16 protein-coding genes are annotated in these 15,945 nt (G+C 54.9%); 10 read left to right on the top strand and 6 right to left on the bottom strand.

Translation table 11 applies throughout. The annotated features are described in order from the left end of the window. Window positions 1–124: 124 nt before the first annotated feature. The 4 genes from BMY01_RS11100 to BMY01_RS11085 all read left to right on the top strand — a co-directional run bounded on the left by BMY01_RS11100 (window position 125) and on the right by BMY01_RS11085 (window position 3,797). Window positions 125–1,390, top strand: a complete 1,266-nt coding sequence (locus tag BMY01_RS11100; RefSeq protein ID WP_074747336.1) for an RsmB/NOP family class I SAM-dependent RNA methyltransferase — start codon at window positions 125–127, stop codon at window positions 1,388–1,390. Next, window positions 1,387–1,980, top strand: coding sequence for a phospholipase D family nuclease (locus BMY01_RS11095; RefSeq protein WP_074747148.1), 594 nt, complete (start codon window positions 1,387–1,389; stop codon window positions 1,978–1,980). The genes BMY01_RS11100 and BMY01_RS11095 overlap by 4 nt, the downstream gene beginning before the upstream one ends. Window positions 1,981–2,124: 144 nt before the next feature. Continuing rightward, on the top strand, window positions 2,125–3,363 hold the full coding sequence (locus tag BMY01_RS11090) for a mechanosensitive ion channel family protein (RefSeq protein ID WP_074747146.1): 1,239 nt from the start codon (window positions 2,125–2,127) through the stop codon (window positions 3,361–3,363). A gap of 143 nt (window positions 3,364–3,506) precedes the next feature. Then, on the top strand, window positions 3,507–3,797 hold the full coding sequence (locus BMY01_RS11085) for a hypothetical protein (RefSeq protein WP_074747144.1): 291 nt from the start codon (window positions 3,507–3,509) through the stop codon (window positions 3,795–3,797). A gap of 53 nt (window positions 3,798–3,850) precedes the next feature. Here BMY01_RS11085 and BMY01_RS11080 read toward each other — a convergent pair whose 3' ends face one another. The 4 genes from BMY01_RS11080 to BMY01_RS11070 all read right to left on the bottom strand — a co-directional run bounded on the left by BMY01_RS11080 (window position 3,851) and on the right by BMY01_RS11070 (window position 5,291). Then, window positions 3,851–4,429, bottom strand: coding sequence for a hypothetical protein (locus BMY01_RS11080; protein WP_074747142.1), 579 nt, complete (start codon window positions 4,427–4,429; stop codon window positions 3,851–3,853). 68 nt (window positions 4,430–4,497) lie between these two features. Then, window positions 4,498–4,665: a hypothetical protein gene (locus tag BMY01_RS17810; RefSeq protein ID WP_175463249.1), complete on the bottom strand. Its 168-nt coding sequence runs from the start codon at window positions 4,663–4,665 to the stop codon at window positions 4,498–4,500. A gap of 38 nt (window positions 4,666–4,703) precedes the next feature. Continuing rightward, complete coding sequence (gene gloA, locus BMY01_RS11075; RefSeq protein ID WP_074705869.1) at window positions 4,704–5,093, bottom strand: lactoylglutathione lyase; 390 nt, start codon at window positions 5,091–5,093, stop codon at window positions 4,704–4,706. Beyond that, window positions 5,094–5,291: a rubredoxin gene (locus BMY01_RS11070; protein ID WP_011381910.1), complete on the bottom strand. Its 198-nt coding sequence runs from the start codon at window positions 5,289–5,291 to the stop codon at window positions 5,094–5,096. A gap of 48 nt (window positions 5,292–5,339) precedes the next feature. On the opposite strand from BMY01_RS11070, the gene thiD reads away from it, so the two are divergent. Genes thiD through hemL form a run of 3 tightly spaced genes read left to right on the top strand, consistent with a single transcriptional unit; the run spans window position 5,340 to window position 8,123 of the window. After that, window positions 5,340–6,179, top strand: a complete 840-nt coding sequence (gene thiD, locus BMY01_RS11065; protein WP_074747140.1) for a bifunctional hydroxymethylpyrimidine kinase/phosphomethylpyrimidine kinase — start codon at window positions 5,340–5,342, stop codon at window positions 6,177–6,179. Continuing rightward, window positions 6,142–6,846 (top strand): thiamine phosphate synthase, encoded by a 705-nt coding sequence (gene thiE / locus BMY01_RS11060; protein ID WP_074747138.1) that lies wholly within the window; start codon window positions 6,142–6,144, stop codon window positions 6,844–6,846. Before thiD ends, thiE begins: the two co-directional genes overlap by 38 nt. Further along, window positions 6,843–8,123 (top strand): glutamate-1-semialdehyde 2,1-aminomutase, encoded by a 1,281-nt coding sequence (gene hemL, locus BMY01_RS11055; RefSeq protein ID WP_139176877.1) that lies wholly within the window; start codon window positions 6,843–6,845, stop codon window positions 8,121–8,123. The genes thiE and hemL overlap by 4 nt, the downstream gene beginning before the upstream one ends. 254 nt (window positions 8,124–8,377) lie before the next feature. On the opposite strand, the gene BMY01_RS11050 is transcribed toward hemL, so the two are convergent. Continuing rightward, window positions 8,378–9,040, bottom strand: coding sequence for a c-type cytochrome (locus BMY01_RS11050; RefSeq protein ID WP_074747134.1), 663 nt, complete (start codon window positions 9,038–9,040; stop codon window positions 8,378–8,380). 100 nt (window positions 9,041–9,140) lie between these two features. Between BMY01_RS11050 and BMY01_RS11045 the strand changes: the two genes are divergently transcribed. The 3 genes from BMY01_RS11045 to BMY01_RS11035 all read left to right on the top strand — a co-directional run bounded on the left by BMY01_RS11045 (window position 9,141) and on the right by BMY01_RS11035 (window position 13,471). Further along, a complete protein-coding gene (locus BMY01_RS11045) occupies window positions 9,141–9,788 on the top strand; it encodes a hypothetical protein (RefSeq protein WP_074747132.1) in 648 nt (215 codons plus the stop codon). 216 nt (window positions 9,789–10,004) lie between these two features. Next, a complete protein-coding gene (map, locus tag BMY01_RS11040; protein ID WP_074705853.1) occupies window positions 10,005–10,805 on the top strand; it encodes a type I methionyl aminopeptidase in 801 nt (266 codons plus the stop codon). Window positions 10,806–10,810: 5 nt separating this feature from the next. Next, the gene (locus tag BMY01_RS11035) at window positions 10,811–13,471 is read left to right on the top strand and encodes a [protein-PII] uridylyltransferase (RefSeq protein ID WP_074747130.1); all 2,661 of its coding nucleotides are present in this window, start codon (window positions 10,811–10,813) and stop codon (window positions 13,469–13,471) included. Here BMY01_RS11035 and metE read toward each other — a convergent pair. Continuing rightward, window positions 13,458–15,848, bottom strand: a complete 2,391-nt coding sequence (gene metE, locus BMY01_RS11030) for a 5-methyltetrahydropteroyltriglutamate--homocysteine S-methyltransferase (protein WP_074747128.1) — start codon at window positions 15,846–15,848, stop codon at window positions 13,458–13,460. The two genes, BMY01_RS11035 and metE, sit on opposite strands and share 14 nt — an antisense overlap. Window positions 15,849–15,945 lie beyond the last annotated feature (97 nt).

Below are 15,945 nucleotides of genomic sequence, written 5' to 3'. Positions count from 1 at the left end.
GACGTCAGAGCGGTTGTGCCGGGCAGTGCGTGTCGCCTGCCTGAATATTTCCTTTGTGCCTGCTTGTCCTGCTAAGGGCTGCTTTGTGCCCGCTTCTCCCGAGCAGTATCGATAATTGATGACCATACGTCTTACCCCTGCTCATCTCGACATGGCAACCGCTGCATTGCGCGCTGTAATTCCACTGCAACATCCGGCTGATTCGTTGCTGCGGCATTTTTTCCAGGACAATCGGAAACTCGGCGTGAACGATCGCGCGTTCATCGCTGAAACCGTATTCGGTATTCTGCGGCATCGTTTTTTTCTGGAACGCGTCGTGGAAATTGCCACACCTCGCTCGCTCCTGCTGGCTTATCTGGCGAAATTCTCGGGAATGAACTTGCGCGAGTTGACGCCCCTGGTGAGTGAAACAGAAGCAAAACGGCTTGCGGAAATGAAAGCTGTGTCGCTGGAAGCGCAGCCACTTGGCGTCCAGGCCGAATTTCCGGAGTGGCTGTTGGAAAAACTGCGGGAATTCATGGATGATGGTGCCATCCTTGACCTGGGCCGCTCGCTGCAAGCACCCGCACCCCTCGATCTGCGTGTCAATACACAGCTTGCGAGGCGCGAAGAAGTCATCGAGCTGTTGGGAAAAGATGGAATCGAAGGCACGCCGACGCCCTACTCGCCGATCGGCATCCGCCTCACAGGGAAGCCGGCGATCAACCGCCATGAAGTGTTCATAAGCGGCAAGGTCGAAGTCCAGGATGAAAGCAGCCAGCTGCTGGGTTATCTGCTTGCGCCCAAGCGCCGGGACATGGTAGTGGATTTCTGCGCGGGAGCGGGAGGAAAGTCGCTGATGCTGGGCGCGCTGATGTGTTCGCAAGGGCGCATCTATGCTTTCGATAATTCGGAAAAGCGGCTGAACAATCTCAAGCCCCGTCTCAAGCGCTCCGGTTTATCGAACCTCCATCCTCAGCTCATCGCCAATGAAAACGACATAAAGGTGAAACGGCTGGCGGGAAAAATCGATCGGGTGCTGGTGGATGCACCTTGCAGCGGGCTCGGAACCCTGCGGCGAAACCCGGATCTGAAATGGCGCCAGTCGCCGCAAAGCATCGAGGAACTCAAGCGCAAGCAAGCCGCCATTCTGTCATCTGCGGCCAACCTGCTTAAACCGGGTGGCAGACTGGTTTATGCCACTTGCAGCTTTTTACCGGAAGAAAACCGGGAAATCGTCGAGAATTTTATTGCGGATAATCCCCGCTTCACCCTGCTGAATTGCGCCGAGTTGTTGCACCAGCAAAAAATCCCGCTCGACACCGGTGTGTTTATGCAACTCCAACCCAGGCTGCACGGTACGGATGGCTTTTTTACCGCCGCACTGGAATCAGGAAAGGCTCAAACATGATGTCACCAGGCTGTAGTCCCTCCGTGAAGCAGTATATGGCTGGCTGCCTTGCCGTATTTCTGACAACCTCTGCCGCAGCGTTTGAACCCCCTTCCTATCGCAAGCCACCTCCAGTCCTGTCCGCTTCCGGTACTGTGCAGGTTGCTTTCACGCCCGGGCAGGATGCGGGGAAACTGATCGCGGATGCCATCGATGGCGCCCGTACCCAGGTTCTGGTCCAGGCTTTCAGTTTTACCCACCGCAGAATCGCCGATGCTTTAATCGCAGCCAGGCATCGCGGAGTGGATGTGAAAGTCATTGCGGACAGGGAGCAGACCGAAAAAATTCCGACCAGCCTGATTGCAAGAATGGCGTCACAAGGTGTACTGGTATTCATGGACTCGAATCACAGCAGTGCCCACAATAAGGTGATGCTGATCGATGCAGGCAGCGCCCAGGCTACGCTGATTACCGGCAGCTTCAATTTCACCCATGCGGCGCAGCACAAGAATGCGGAAAACGTGCTCGTGATGCGCGGGAATTCCGCGCTGGTGGACCTTTACCTGGAAAACTGGCTGGATCATTTCAGACATGCGCGGCCTTACCGCTGATTCAAGTGGGCCAGACGTATGAGCATATGCTTTCCTGAGCCGAAATGGCATGAGGGGAAAGTAATCCACGCGTGCTAGAATCTGGCACCCGCCCATTCATTTGCCCATCCATTTCCGGCGCCGTTCCTCTTCCTGTTTCAACGGATGCACTTCGACATTGAATTCCAGAGCCTGCTGAACAAACTGCTTGTCCATGCGCAGCAAGTCCCCGTCCTGTGGCAGCTTGCTGTGTTGACTGCAAGCATGGGAATGGCATGGTTGTTGCAAAGACAGTTCATGCGGCGCGCTCCGGCGCGCGTCAACGCCGGCGGGAAGTTAACCATCAGCGCACGCAGCCTGAGCCGGCTCCTGTTTCCATTTTTTGCGCTGGTCTTTACTGTCGTCGGCAAGTGGGCGCTGGACTATTGGTATCCGACGCACCTGCTCAATATCATTATCCCGATTCTGTTCGCGCTCGTCCTGATCCGGGCCGCGGTCTACATGCTGCGCAAGGTATTTCGCCGCCAGGAGTGGCTGCGCCCGTGGGAACGATTCATCGGCTGGACGGTGTGGATAGGATTCGCGCTTTATATCACAGGGCTTTTGCCCGAAATTCTGGCCCTTCTCGATGACATTTCACTGCATGTCGGCAAGCAGCGCATTTCGATATTGCTGATCGCGCAGGGTCTCATCGCGTTCACCGTCAGCATGCTCGTGGCTGCATCGCTTGCTAGTTCGGTTGAAACGCGCATCATGATGGCGAGGGCGCTGAATATCAACCAGCGTGTCATCTTGTCGAAGATCAGCCGCACCATTCTGATCGTCATCGGCGTGTTGGTTGCGTTGCCCATGGTCGGCGTGGATATCACGTTTCTATCCGTGTTTGGCGGCGCACTTGGCGTCGGGCTCGGACTGGGGCTGCAAAAAATCGCGAGCAACTACATCAGCGGGTTTATCATTCTGCTGGACCATTCCCTCCATCTCGGCGATATAGTCACGGTGGATAACCGCAAAGGCGAGGTGACTTCGCTCACCACGCGGTATGTGATACTCAAGAGCGAGGAAGGCACCAATATTCTCATCCCCAATGATGTTTTCATTACTTCGGCGGTTATCAACCATCCCTTCTCCGATCGTCGATTGCGCCTTGTCTTTCCGATGCGGATCAGCTACGACAGTCCGATCGAGGCCGCGATGATAATCATGTCGGAAGCGGCAAAGAGGCGGCAGCAGATACTGGCCGAGCCTGCGCCTACAGTGTATCTCAAGGAATTCGTCGATGGCGGGATTGTTCTGGAACTCGTCGCGTGGGTAGAAGAAGCGGAGAAGAATCTGCCTGCACTGCGGTCCGATATCAACCTCGATATCTGGCGAACATTCGGAGAGAACGGAATCAAGCGTTGACTGGAGGACTTTTCAGTCATATCAGCCACAGCGTTCCGTTTATAGCTTCTGCCCCCTCCTGCCGCCAAATTAGGGAATTGTCCGGAATCCTGACGCGGATGGTAATATTGTTCCGGAAGAAAATCAGTGATATCTGAACTGTTATGGGCGCCTTGGTTTTTTATACCGTCATCTATTTCCTTGGCTATTATGCGGCCCACATGTTGAACGAACTGTCGGGCCGGAAGCTGATCGCAAACCGCCGCATGGGGGGTCTGGTTCTCGCTCTCCTGGTTGGAACAGCACATGGTTACAAGATCATCAGCAGTCCACCCCCTCATCATGGAGACGGAGCAGGTTTTGCGCTCGGCCTGTACGTACTCCTGCCTCTGGCCATCATTACGATAGCTGTCCTCTATTTCAACTGGCAGGATCGTCAGGATAACGAACGTTGATTTTATTGAGGCGTATGACGATGCTAGCAGATGATGTTATCTACAGGGTGGTCTTAGCGTTGAATTCGCTTAGACTCTTCTTGCCCCGCTAAAGGCAAGCTTTTCACTGCTGCTCCTTCAAATCTGCTGATCACGTCTGTAACAAAATGCTCGGAAAAGCCTGCCATAAAAGACCAGAATATCAGTTTTGCATATTCTTTGTGTCCTTCTCCATGTTGCTCGAAGATCGACAGGAAACTTTCGGAGGATGAATTGCTATCAGGCAGAAAAACGGGAAACAGGTCGCCGGATAGCAAACCGGAAAGAAAAAGTATAAAAAGCAAAAAAGCCAACACACCCCCAACCAGGGGAGAAAGAGCAGTGTAAACCCAGGATTCCGCTATCAACTCCAGATCGAACAAAGTCAAATCCTTCAGACGGCGTTGGAGACCGACAAATCCGCCAATCACGCCACTGGCGAATACGAGCAGCGGCACTATATAGATGGACTCCCTCAATAGAGCAGCAGCGGTCAATGAGAGGCCATAAAGAATCACCAGTGCGATGAAAAGACGCCGCGTAACAGAAATCAGCAGCCGAGCAGGAATATTTGGCTTAACGGCTGCCGGGGTAGAGTTATCTGGCTCATCCATATGGTTGGAGTGATCTGCTCCTTGAAATTGATCCTTATTAACTTGATCAAGGAAACAAGTTCGAAAGATTATCGACGTCTGGACCTGGTATCCTGCGGGTTATCCATCAAGACTTCTATAAACAAAAGAGCGCCGGATGTCACGAGATGATGCTCCGACTCCTCCGGGTTTGAATAGACCTTGGCAGCAAGCTTGGGCAGCCAGTGAGCCGTCCAGGCGAGGAGGTGTAGAGGCATAACATTTGCGATGTATATCCCCCCTGGTTGCCCAGGCTTTACGCGGTTTTTTTCTGGATGAACTCGATCTTGTAGCCGTCAGGATCTTCCACGAACGCGATCACGGTGACACCATGTTTCATCGGGCCTGCCTCGCGTGTAACCTTGCCGCCCCGTTTCTTCACTTCCTCACACGCCTGGTAAGCGTTATCGACTTCGATCGCAATATGTCCGTAACCGGCGCCCAGGTCGTATTTGCCAGTATCCCAGTTGTGGGTGAGTTCCAATACCGTTCCCTCAGCCTCATCCTGATAACCGACAAATGCGAGGGTAAACCTGCCCTCCGGATAATCTTTCCGGCGCAGCACTTTCATTCCCAGCACGTCCGTATAAAAGGCAATCGACTTTTCCAGATCACCCACGCGCAGCATGGTATGAAGTATGCGCATTCAGATTTCCACCATCTCAAAATCTTCCTTACGCGCTGAACATTCGGGACAGGTCCAGTTCATCGGTACGTCCTCCCACCTTGTTCCGGGCGGAATACCTTCCTGCGGAGACCCTTCGGCCTCATCATATACATAACCGCAAATCAGGCACATATAGCAACGGTAGACACGCACTTCGGTCGTTTCGGTGGTAGTCATGATGAGTAAGGGTATTTGGGTTAAAATATCATTTTACGGTATTAGTTCATGTCTCAGCCACCCCCCATCGTACTTTCTTTTGCTGCCAGCGACTCTACCGGGGGCGCCGGTATTCAGGCTGATATTCTCACTCTGGCCAGCATGGGATGCCATCCCCTTTCGGTCGTCACCGCCGTGACAGTGCAGGATACGGCCGGGGTGGATGATGTAATGGCGCTGGATGCAGAATGGGTGACGGATCAGGCACGCGCAGTTCTTGAGGACATGCCCGTGCATGTGTTTAAAATGGGTTTGCTGGGCAGTGTGGAAATTATTGCGGCGATCGCCGAAGTGGTTTCGGATTATCCCAACATTCCGGTCGTGCTGGACCCTGTGCTTGCCTCGGGCCGGGGCGATGAACTCGCCAATGAGGAAATGGTCGCTGCCATGCGGGAATTGCTGCTGCCGCAGGCAACCATCATCACGCCCAACAGCCTGGAAGCACGGCGACTGGCGCAGGATTATGAGGATGAATCCGATATGCCGGATTTGCACCAGTGCGCAGGCCGATTGCTGCGCCTGGGATGTGAATATGTATTCGTTACCGGAACCCATGAAAATACTTCGCAAGTGGTGAACACCCTATACGGAACTACCGGCATCGTGCGCACGGATGCGTGGAATCGCCTGGCTGGCTCGTATCATGGATCGGGGTGCACACTCGCCTCTGCTATCGCCGCCACGCTTGCCAATGGATTGCCTATTGCAGAGGGTGTATATGAAGCGCAGGAATACACCTGGCAATCCCTGAAAGCCGGGTTCAGGCCTGGAATGGGGCAACATCTGCCAGACAGGCTATTCTGGGCGCGTGATGAGAACAGTGTCGAGGATCGAAATCAGGCGATGTAGCGCTGCTCCGCGGCGAGAAATAACCGGTCTATATGCGATCACGCCAGATACAGGAGATACAGCGAGTCTGGTCGCGATGACACGGAGCGCGCTTGCCGGAGGTGCGCGACTGGTTCAATATCGCAGCAAAACGATGAATGAGGAGCTGCGCCGGGAACAGGCGCGCGCGCTCGCTCATCTCTGCCGCCGGTTTGACGTTCCCCTCCTCATCAACGATCATATCGATCTTGCTCTCGAGGTCGGGGCGGATGGAGTGCATCTGGGACGGGAAGATGCACCCATTTCTCAAGCCCGGCTTAAACTGGGTCATGAAAAGATCATCGGAATTTCCTGCTACAACGAACTCGAATCTGCCATCGAAGCCGAGTGCAATGGGGCGGATTACGTTGCTTTCGGGGCTTTTTTCAGTTCCGTCACAAAGCCCGATACCGTGCCTGCTTCCGTTGACCTGCTACAGCAGGGAAATCTTGAGATCAGGATTCCCATTGTCGCCATAGGCGGCATCAATAGCGATAATGCCCTAGTGTTGATCAGCGCCGGTGCGGATGCTGTAGCAGTCAGCAACGCTCTGTTTGGCGCACGAGATATCCGTTCCGAAGCCGCCAAGTTCTCCGGATTATTCAAGCGTCAGTCGTTTCATCCCTCATTGTCAAGGACCAGTCAATAATGTCACGCAACCAGCAATTGTTCGAGCAGTCGCAAAAATTCATTCCCGGGGGGGTCAACTCGCCGGTTCGCGCCTTCAAATCGGTAGGCGGCACGCCGGTTTTTTTCAGAAAGGGTGAGGGTGCCTATGCATGGGATGCGGATGACAAGTCCTACATAGATTATGTCGGTTCCTGGGGCCCTCTGATTCTCGGGCATGCCCATCCTGAAGTGATTGATGCGGTCTATGCGGCAGCAAAAAACGGCTTGACTTTTGGGGCGCCCACTGAGGCGGAACTGGAGATCGCGGAACTGCTGTGCCGGTTGGTGCCGTCAATCGAGCAGGTCAGGCTGGTAAGCTCCGGGACCGAAGCAACCATGAGCGCCATCCGACTAGCGCGCGGTTATACCGGTCGGAATCGCATTATCAAGTTTGAAGGCTGTTATCACGGCCATGACGACGCCCTGCTGGTGAAGGCAGGCTCCGGCGCCCTGACTTTCGGCCATCCAAGTTCTGCGGGCGTCCCCGCGGAAACGGCTTCCAGCACGGTTGTGCTCGATTACAATGATCTCGCCGGTGTTGAACAGGCTTTCAATCAGTTCGGTGCCGAAATCGCGGCGGTCATTGTCGAGCCTGTTGCGGGCAACATGAATCTTATCGCGCCTCAGCCGGGCTTCCTGCCGGGTTTGCGCGAATTATGCACGCGCCACGGCAGCGTGTTGATCTTCGATGAGGTGATGACAGGCTTTCGCGTCGGACTGGAGTGTGCCCAGGGACTTTACGGAATAAAACCCGATCTCACCACACTGGGCAAAGTGATCGGCGGTGGTATGCCGATGGCTGCGTTTGGAGGCCGGCGAGAAATCATGCAATGCCTTGCGCCGGTGGGAGCCGTCTACCAGGCGGGTACACTTTCGGGAAATCCGGTTGCGGTTGCTGCCGGTCTCGCCACATTGAAGCGGGTGCAGGTACCGGGGTTCTACGACAAACTCGCCGCGCGTACCCGTGAACTTACCGAAGGTCTTGCCGCGGCCGCAACAAAACACGGCGTGGTTTTTTGTGCGCAGGCTGTAGGGGGCATGTTCGGGCTCTATTTCCGGGAAAGCGCGCCGAAAAGTTACGCGGAAGTGATGAGCTGTGACCGCGAGGCTTTCAATGGGTTTTTCCACGCCATGCTCGACGAGGGTATTTATTTCGCCCCATCAGCGTTTGAAGCCGGATTTGTTTCCGCGGCACACGGTGATGCTGAAATCAGCAAAACGCTGGCCGCCGCTGAAAAAATCTTCGCGCGGGAATAAAAACAGCGGGCAGTTGCCGCTGATAGCGAGGCAGTATCTTCCTCTGAAGATACTGCGCTGCGAACGCAGGCTTAGACCTGACTACTGGAACTGGACCGCATTCCACCCCGACTCCCTTTCCGTAGCCTTGCCGGACTACAGATCGCGCGAACGGACTGCTTCCGTTGACCGTATCTGCGCCCTGTAGCCATCCCGGTCACCCCGATTTTACCAGCAGCGTCCCTCTGCGATAACTTCGGAATCCCCGACTTTTACTACTTGCGAAGACCCGAAATGAACTCGGACACCGCCTCCATTTCTTTTTCGCTCATCCGCGTTGCGATCACGTGCATAACCTTGTTCGCATCGTTTGCCCGCTGCTCGGTCCGGAATGCGCGCAACTGCCCAGCAGAATACTCTGCATGCTGCCCGGCGAGCTGGGGATAAACGGGAGGAATACCGGCACCGTTGGGAGAATGGCAACTGGAGCAGGCGGGAACATTGGTTTCAAGATTTCCGCCTCGATATATTTTTTCCCCCAGCTCGGCGAGTTCCTTGTTGTTGGCCACCCCCGGCTTGGGCTTCTGCTGAGCGTAATAAGCTGAGACATTCCTTACATCCTCGTCGGAAAGCGGCGCAACCATGGCTGACATCACCGCGCTATCGCGCTCTGCCGGCTTACCGTTCTGCGACTTGAAATTATTGAGCTGCTTGATGATATACTCGGCATGCTGTCCAGCCAGATTCGGATTTGCAGGAATCATACTGTTGCCATCCGCACCATGACAGGCGGCACAAACCTGGGTGGCGATTTGCTGACCTTTAGCCGCATCTCCTGCCGTTTTGACAGCCTGGGGAGGCGTTTCCGCAAAAACATGGCTGGACAGGGCCAATGCAGCCGATGCGGTAATCATCGAAATTAGCTTGATGCCTTGCATTCCTGAGACTCCGAAGAAAGTAATGGGTATTTTGATTTGACTGCGCATTTTAAGGCAAAGGCCGTATAACAACAATATAACAACAATAACCTTATCCGTAATGAAAGCATTATTTTTTCTATTGTTGTTTATCAACCTCGCTTTCGCGCTATATATCCAGCTTAAACCGGATGAAAGCAGCAGAGCCTCCCTGTCAGCGGAGCTTCAAGCGAAAACCGGACCTTCATCAGAGGCTGCCCCGCCACCCCCATCTGTCTGCCTGGAATGGGAAGCCTTTGCCCAACCGGATATAGCCCATGTCGAAGCAGCCATTTCCCGGCATAATCTCGATGGCAAATTGAAACCCCGAACCATGGGCATGGTGCCCTATTACTGGGTGCACATTCCCCCGCTCATGAACAAGCAACACGCCGAACGGAAGATAGGAGAGCTCAAGCGGCGCGATATTACCACTTACCAGATCGTGGAAGGCGACAGCAAGTGGAACAATGCGATTTCGCTGGGATTTTTTGAAAAAATCGAGGACGCCCGCGCCTCTCTGGCGACCCTGAGGACTAAACGGGTCGTATCCGCCATTATCGGGGCAAGGAACGTCGAGCAGGTCAAGTTCGTCGCGGAGAACTCCTCCCCGGACCTGGAGGGGCGACTGGAAAAGTTAAAGGCGGAATTTCCGAATAGCCGTATCACAAGGACCACTTGCGAGCCAAGTGCAGGAACGCATGGCAAGGCGAACACGGCAGCGCAATAAAGAATCTGGAAAACCTTGAATGCAGAATATTCCTTTCCCTCTCCGCCTGCTTCTCCCTCCTGTCATGCTCATGGGTGTGTGATTTTCAGGGAATTATTCTTCCGCCGCGGTTTTTCTGACCTTGCTGCGGCTCAGCAAGTCTTGCAATAAGATATTTCCATCCTCATCATATAAGCTTTTCATTCACATTTATCGGCTCATGGCTCTGGAATCTGTATGACGGTGCATCTCAAATCCCCTGATGAAATAGAGAAAATGCGGGTAGCGGGCAGACTTGCATCGGAAGTGCTGGATTACATCACGCCGTTCGTCAAGCCTGGAGTGACGACCGACGAGCTTGACAAGCTGTGTCACGATTACATGGTGAATGTGCAGGATACCATTCCTGCGCCGCTCAATTATGCCCCTCCCGGCTATTCCCCTTACCCGAAATCGATCTGCACCTCGGTCAACCATCAGGTTTGTCATGGTGTACCGGGGCATAAGAGACTCAAATCCGGAGATATCGTCAATATCGATGTAACCGTCATCAAAGACGGGTATCACGGTGATACCAGCCGGATGTATCTCATCGGCGAACCCGGCATCCAGGCGAAGCGCCTGTGCAAGGTAACCTATGAAGCAATGTGGCAGGGTATTGAGATCATCAAACCTGGAAAACGCTTGGGGGATATCGGTCACGCCATTCAGCAGTATGCGGAAGACCATGGATACAGCGTGGTGCGGGAATTCTGCGGCCATGGAATCGGAGCAAAATTCCATGAAGAACCCCAGGTGCTTCACTACGGTCGCGCCGGCACAGGACTTGAACTCAAAGCCGGAATGATCTTCACCGTCGAGCCCATGATCAACGCCGGCAAGCCGCAGATTCGCCAGCTGGCCGATGGCTGGACCGTTGTCACCAAGGATCACAGTCTGTCGGCGCAATGGGAGCATACCGTGCTCGTCACGGAAACAGGATACGAAGTGTTGACACAGTCGGGCGGCACTCCGCCGCAGCCCACCCTCCGTTCCTGACGACAATGAAGGGGCTGAATGCAAAACCTTTCAGCCACGAAGCGGTCAGGCAGAAGCTGTTGAGCGGTCGCGAGTCGTTGCAGCGCCGCTACCACGAGAACGGAAACGGCACAGCCCTGCTGCGGGATCACAGTCGCCTGGTGGACCGCATTCTCCGCCAGGTATGGCATGAAATGAACATGCCTGGCTCCATCGCCCTGCTGAGCGTGGGCGGATACGGCCGAAGACAGCTTTTTCCCTATTCCGATATCGATCTGGTGGTGTTGCTTCCGGACAAGGGGAATGCTGCCGAGGCGATGAACGATGGGCTCGAGACCCGCCTGGAGCACTGGGTAGGATTGCTGTGGGATATCGGCCTGGATATCGGCCATAGCGTGCGCACGGTGGCGGAATGTGGCGAGGAGGCAGCCAACGACATTACCGTGCAGACCAGCCTGCTGGAAGCCCGCCTCCTTGTCGGCAACCTCAATCTGTTCGATCGGTTCCTGCAGGTAATGGAAGCCATGCTTGCACCCCGGAAATTCTTCGTCGACAAACAGTTCGAACAGCAGCAGCGTCATAAGCGATACCAGGACGCGCCCTACAAGCTCGAGCCGAATATAAAGGAGGGTCCCGGCGGCCTGCGCGATCTGCAAAACGTGTTGTGGATCAGCCGTGCTGCCGGATTCGGAAAGACCTGGTCGGAACTGGCGAAAAAAGGCTACATCACCCACCGCGAGGCCAGACTCATCCAGCGTCAGCAGGCTGTGCTGCAAGACCTCCGCATCCGGTTGCACTACCTCGGTGGCAGGCGCGAAGACCGCCTGTTATTCGATTACCAGAATCCCCTGGCCGAAGAACTTGGCATCGCGGGGAAGCCGCCGCGCCGTCCCGGAGAGATGCTGATGCAACGGTACTACCGCGCCGCAAGATCGGTGACGCAGGTCAATACCATTTTGCTGCTTACCCTGCATGCGGAAATTTTTCCGGATGAGGAGGCGGTGACAACGATCATCAATGAGCGGTTTCAGAAGCGCGGCAACCTGCTGGAGATACGCGACGAGGATATTTTTGAGCGAGATCCGGGCACGATACTGGAAAGTGTTCTGCTCCTGCAACAAAACCCCGACCTGAAAGGCCGAAGCTTCGCCACATTGAGAGCGATGTGGCGTTCGGCGCGGCTCATTACGGCTTCATTTCACCGCGAGCCACGTCATTGCGCCATGTTCATGGAAATACTGCGTCAACCTCGCGGACTGACACGCGAGCTCCGGTTGATGAACCGCTACGGCATTCTGGGGCGCTACATTCCTGCTTTTGGCAGGATTGTCGGCCAGATGCAACATGATCTCTTCCATGTATATACGGTGGATGAGCACATCCTGATGGTCGTGCGAAATCTGCGCCGCTTCATGGCACCCGAATTCGCCTATGAATATCCGCTCTGCAGCAGACTTATCAATGAATTCGAACGGCCTGAATTACTCTATCTTGCCGGACTGTTCCACGACATTGCCAAAGGTCGGCAAGGGGATCACTCCTTGCTCGGCAAGATCGACGCGAGGCGCTTCTGTGAACGGCACCGAATACCCGCAGAGGATACCGAACTGGTCGTCTGGCTGGTGGAGAATCATTTGCGCATGTCCGCCACGGCACAAAAAAAAGACATAGCGGATACAGACGTCATAGCGGACTTCGCCACAAGTATGCGGGATGAACGGCATCTCATCGCGCTTTACCTGCTCACGGTTGCGGATATCCGGGGCACCAGCCCCAAGGTATGGAACGCATGGAAAGGTAAGCTGCTTGAGGATCTGTTCCATCGCACCCGGCAGTATCTTTGCGGCGAAACGGCGCTCACCGACATTTCGCTGGAAAATCGCAAAAACAAGGTGCTGCAACTGCTGCATCCGGATGATGCAGCGATGCGCGCCTATGAGCGGCTCTGGTCCGGGCTCGATTCCAGCTATCTGATGATGCACGATCCCCGGGAAATTGCCTGGCACACCCAGCACCTGAGCCAGAGGATGAAGTCACCGACACCGGTAGTCAAAACACGCGCCGCTGAAACCGGGGCAGGAGTAGAGGTACTGGTTTATACGGCCGACCAGAAGGACTTGTTTGCCCGCATCTGCAGCTTTTTCGACCGTATCGACTACAATATCGTCCAGGCAAAAATCCACACGACCCGCGAGGGGTATGCGCTCGACAGTTTTCTGGTGCTGGACCCCTTCAATGTTGCAAACCATGATCCGCGGGAGTTTCAGTTCATCGAGCAGGAGCTGACACAGCAATTGGAGCAGCAGGCTTTACTGGCGCCCCCCGTGAAAGGGCGCCTGAGCCGCCACCTCAGGCATTTTCCGATCACGCCGCAAGTCAGTATCGAGCCAGACGACAGCGGCGCCTATTATGTGCTGTCCATCACGGCAGGCGACCAGCCCGGTTTGCTCTCGCGCATTGCTCAAGTGCTTGTGCGGTTTGGGTTGAACGTCCACAGTGCCAGGATAAACACATTGGGCGAGCGTGCCGAGGATACTTTTCTGATTACAGGAAGCATTTTGAGCGACTCCAGGTCAGTGATCCAGCTCGAAGCAAACCTGATAAAGGTGCTGCACACGTCCCCGCAACCAGAGGCCGGAAAAGCGCCCGGAAAACCCTCTGCCGAAGACCGGATTATCCCACCCTGACCCGCGCTGGTTCCTTATCGGATGCGGATGCCTCAGGTTGCAACTCATCTTCCGAATATCCGAGACGAGCCCGTAACAGATGTGCGGCTTCCACCATTTGCTTCAAGGCGGTCATGACTTCCCCCCATCCCCGCGTCTTCAGCCCGCAATCCGGGTTGACCCATAATTGGTCAGGGTCGATCACCTCGCAGGCTTTCTCCAGCAACTCCAGCATCTCCCGCGAACGGGGAATCCGCGGGGAGTGGATGTCATAGACGCCCGGCCCAATCTCGTTGGGATATTTGAAATGGCCGAACCCGTCCAGCAGCTCCATGCGTGAACGTGACGTTTCGATCGTGATTACATCTGCATCCATATCGGCAATGGCCGGGAGAATGTCATTGAATTCCGAGTAGCACATATGGGTGTGTATTTGGCTGTCATCCCTTACGCCCGAGCTGGCGACACGGAAGGCATGCACCGCCCATTCCAGGTATGCATTCCAATCTCGCTTTTTCAAGGGCAGGCCCTCGCGAAAAGCGGGCTCGTCGATCTGGATAATCGCAATGCCCGCCTCCTCCAGATCCACAACCTCGTCCCGAATGGCAAGGGCGAGCTGCAGCGCGGTGACGGAGCGCGGCTGGTCATCACGCACGAACGACCACATCAACATTGTAACGGGACCGGTCAGCATCCCCTTGACCGGCTTTCCAGTCTGGCTTTGCGCATATCGAATCCATTCAGTCGTCATGGGCTCGGGCCGGTAAATATCCCCGTAGAGAATCGGCGGTTTCACGCAGCGCGAGCCATAGCTTTGCACCCATCCATTCTCCGTGAAGACATAACCCCATAGCTGTTCGCCAAAATACTCGACCATATCGTTGCGCTCGGCCTCGCCATGCACCAGTACATCGAGCCCGATTTCTTCCTGTTTTCTGATCGCCAGTCGTATCTCTTCCCGCATCGCTTCAAGATATTGCAAATTGCCGAGCTCTCCTTTCCTGAAAGCCGCGCGCGCTTTGCGGATCTCCGCTGTCTGAGGAAATGACCCAATGGTTGTGGTAGGCAGAAGCGGAAGCTGTAGCCGCTCCCGTTGCAGTTTCTGCCTGACCCTGAACGGGCTCTTGCGCCGGCCATCCTGTTCAGTCAGGCGATTCAGACGGTCCTGTACCACCGGGTTGTGGATGCGCGATGACTGCCGCCGAGCCTGTCTGGCTGCGGTGGAAGCATCCAGTTGCTGGCGTATCGAATGCTCACCCTGATTCAGCCCTTGCCCCAGGATAGAGACTTCTTTTAATTTCTGTACCGAGAAAGCCAGCCAGTTTCTTATTTCAGGCTCCAGACTGCTTTCCAGTTCCAGATCCACTGGACAATGCAGAAGTGAGCAACTCGGCGCAATCCACAATCTTTCCCCGAGAAGGAGCTGGGCATGCGACAAAACCGAGAAGGTGGGAGCAAGATCTGCCCGCCAGATATTACGCCCATCGATAATGCCCAAGGACAGCACTTTTCCAGCCGGGTAACCCTCCAGAAAAATACCGAGTTGACCAGGCGCCCGGCACAAATCGATATGGAGGCCTTCCACGGGTAACTTCTTCAATCGCTCGGCATGATTGTTCACGCCATCGAAATAAGTCGCTAAAAGAATTTTAGGGAGCCGGGCAAGCGCCGAGCGGCCTTGTGCTTGTCCGTCTGTCGATTCCCGCAAACCAGCATAAGCCTGATCCAAACCCCGCAGCCATTCCTCGTCCAGGTCGAGGGCCAGCACAGGTTCGTCGATCTGTACCCATTCCACGCCTAGCGACGCAAGCCGGACGAGAATATCGCGATATACCGGTAACAGTTGGAGTAACAAATCGAGGCGGCTGAATTCCTGTTCGTCCTGCTGGACGACCTCTTTTCCAAGATACAGGTAGGTCAACGGCCCGATCAAGACGGCTTTAGGCTTGATGCCGAGCGCCTGGGCTTCGGCAACTTCCCTGAAGAGTTGCTCGGAACCTATGCGAAAGCAGGTATGTGCATCGAATTCCGGGACGATATAGTGATAGTTGGTGTCGAACCATTTGGTCATCTCCATCGCAGGCTGATCGACAGTGCCGCGCGCCATGGCGAAGTACAAGTCCAGCTCTGTTTTACCCTTGTCTGCTCCGAAGCGTGCAGGTATTGCACCCAGCAGTGCGGTCATGTTCAGCATCTGGTCATAAAGGGCGAAATCGCCTACAGGAATGAGGTCAATCCCCTGCTCGCGCTGCAAAAGCCAGTGCCGCTTCCGCAATTCCGCTGCCGTGGTTTTGAGTTGCTCATTACCGATATCGCCGCGCCAGTATGCCTCGAGCGCACGCTTCAGTTCCCGTTGCGCACCAATACGCGGAAACCCCAGGTTATGTGTCAGTGCCATTGGTCATTCTCCTCTATCGTTTGGTCCCACTTCAATTGCAGCTCTGTGGAGTGACTGACGATTTTGTGGCAGACCTGGTTATGAATCAAATGAAATG

Source organism: Nitrosospira multiformis, from assembly GCF_900110185.1.
In the GTDB taxonomy this organism is placed as follows: Bacteria; Pseudomonadota; Gammaproteobacteria; order Burkholderiales; family Nitrosomonadaceae; genus Nitrosospira; species Nitrosospira multiformis_A.
The sequence above is the reverse complement of the archived record's forward strand: the minus strand, read 5'-3'. Positions and strand labels throughout refer to the sequence as shown.

Bases quoted from the DNA above. Each gene is read 5' to 3' on its own strand.
- BMY01_RS11045 (WP_074747132.1), top strand. From the start codon at position 9,141: ATGAAAGCATTATTTTTTCTATTGTTGTTTATCAACCTCGCTTTCGCG.
- BMY01_RS11085 (WP_074747144.1), top strand. From the start codon at position 3,507: ATGGGCGCCTTGGTTTTTTATACCGTCATCTATTTCCTTGGCTATTAT.
- BMY01_RS17810 (WP_175463249.1), bottom strand. From the start codon at position 4,665: ATGCCTCTACACCTCCTCGCCTGGACGGCTCACTGGCTGCCCAAGCTT.
- BMY01_RS11070 (WP_011381910.1), bottom strand. From the start codon at position 5,291: ATGACTACCACCGAAACGACCGAAGTGCGTGTCTACCGTTGCTATATG.
- gloA (WP_074705869.1), bottom strand. From the start codon at position 5,093: ATGCGCATACTTCATACCATGCTGCGCGTGGGTGATCTGGAAAAGTCG.
- thiE (WP_074747138.1), top strand. From the start codon at position 6,142: ATGAGAACAGTGTCGAGGATCGAAATCAGGCGATGTAGCGCTGCTCCG.
- BMY01_RS11090 (WP_074747146.1), top strand. From the start codon at position 2,125: ATGCACTTCGACATTGAATTCCAGAGCCTGCTGAACAAACTGCTTGTC.
- metE (WP_074747128.1), bottom strand. From the start codon at position 15,848: ATGGCACTGACACATAACCTGGGGTTTCCGCGTATTGGTGCGCAACGG.
- BMY01_RS11080 (WP_074747142.1), bottom strand. From the start codon at position 4,429: ATGGATGAGCCAGATAACTCTACCCCGGCAGCCGTTAAGCCAAATATT.
- map (WP_074705853.1), top strand. From the start codon at position 10,005: ATGACGGTGCATCTCAAATCCCCTGATGAAATAGAGAAAATGCGGGTA.
- BMY01_RS11035 (WP_074747130.1), top strand. From the start codon at position 10,811: ATGAAGGGGCTGAATGCAAAACCTTTCAGCCACGAAGCGGTCAGGCAG.
- BMY01_RS11050 (WP_074747134.1), bottom strand. From the start codon at position 9,040: ATGCAAGGCATCAAGCTAATTTCGATGATTACCGCATCGGCTGCATTG.
- thiD (WP_074747140.1), top strand. From the start codon at position 5,340: ATGTCTCAGCCACCCCCCATCGTACTTTCTTTTGCTGCCAGCGACTCT.
- BMY01_RS11095 (WP_074747148.1), top strand. From the start codon at position 1,387: ATGATGTCACCAGGCTGTAGTCCCTCCGTGAAGCAGTATATGGCTGGC.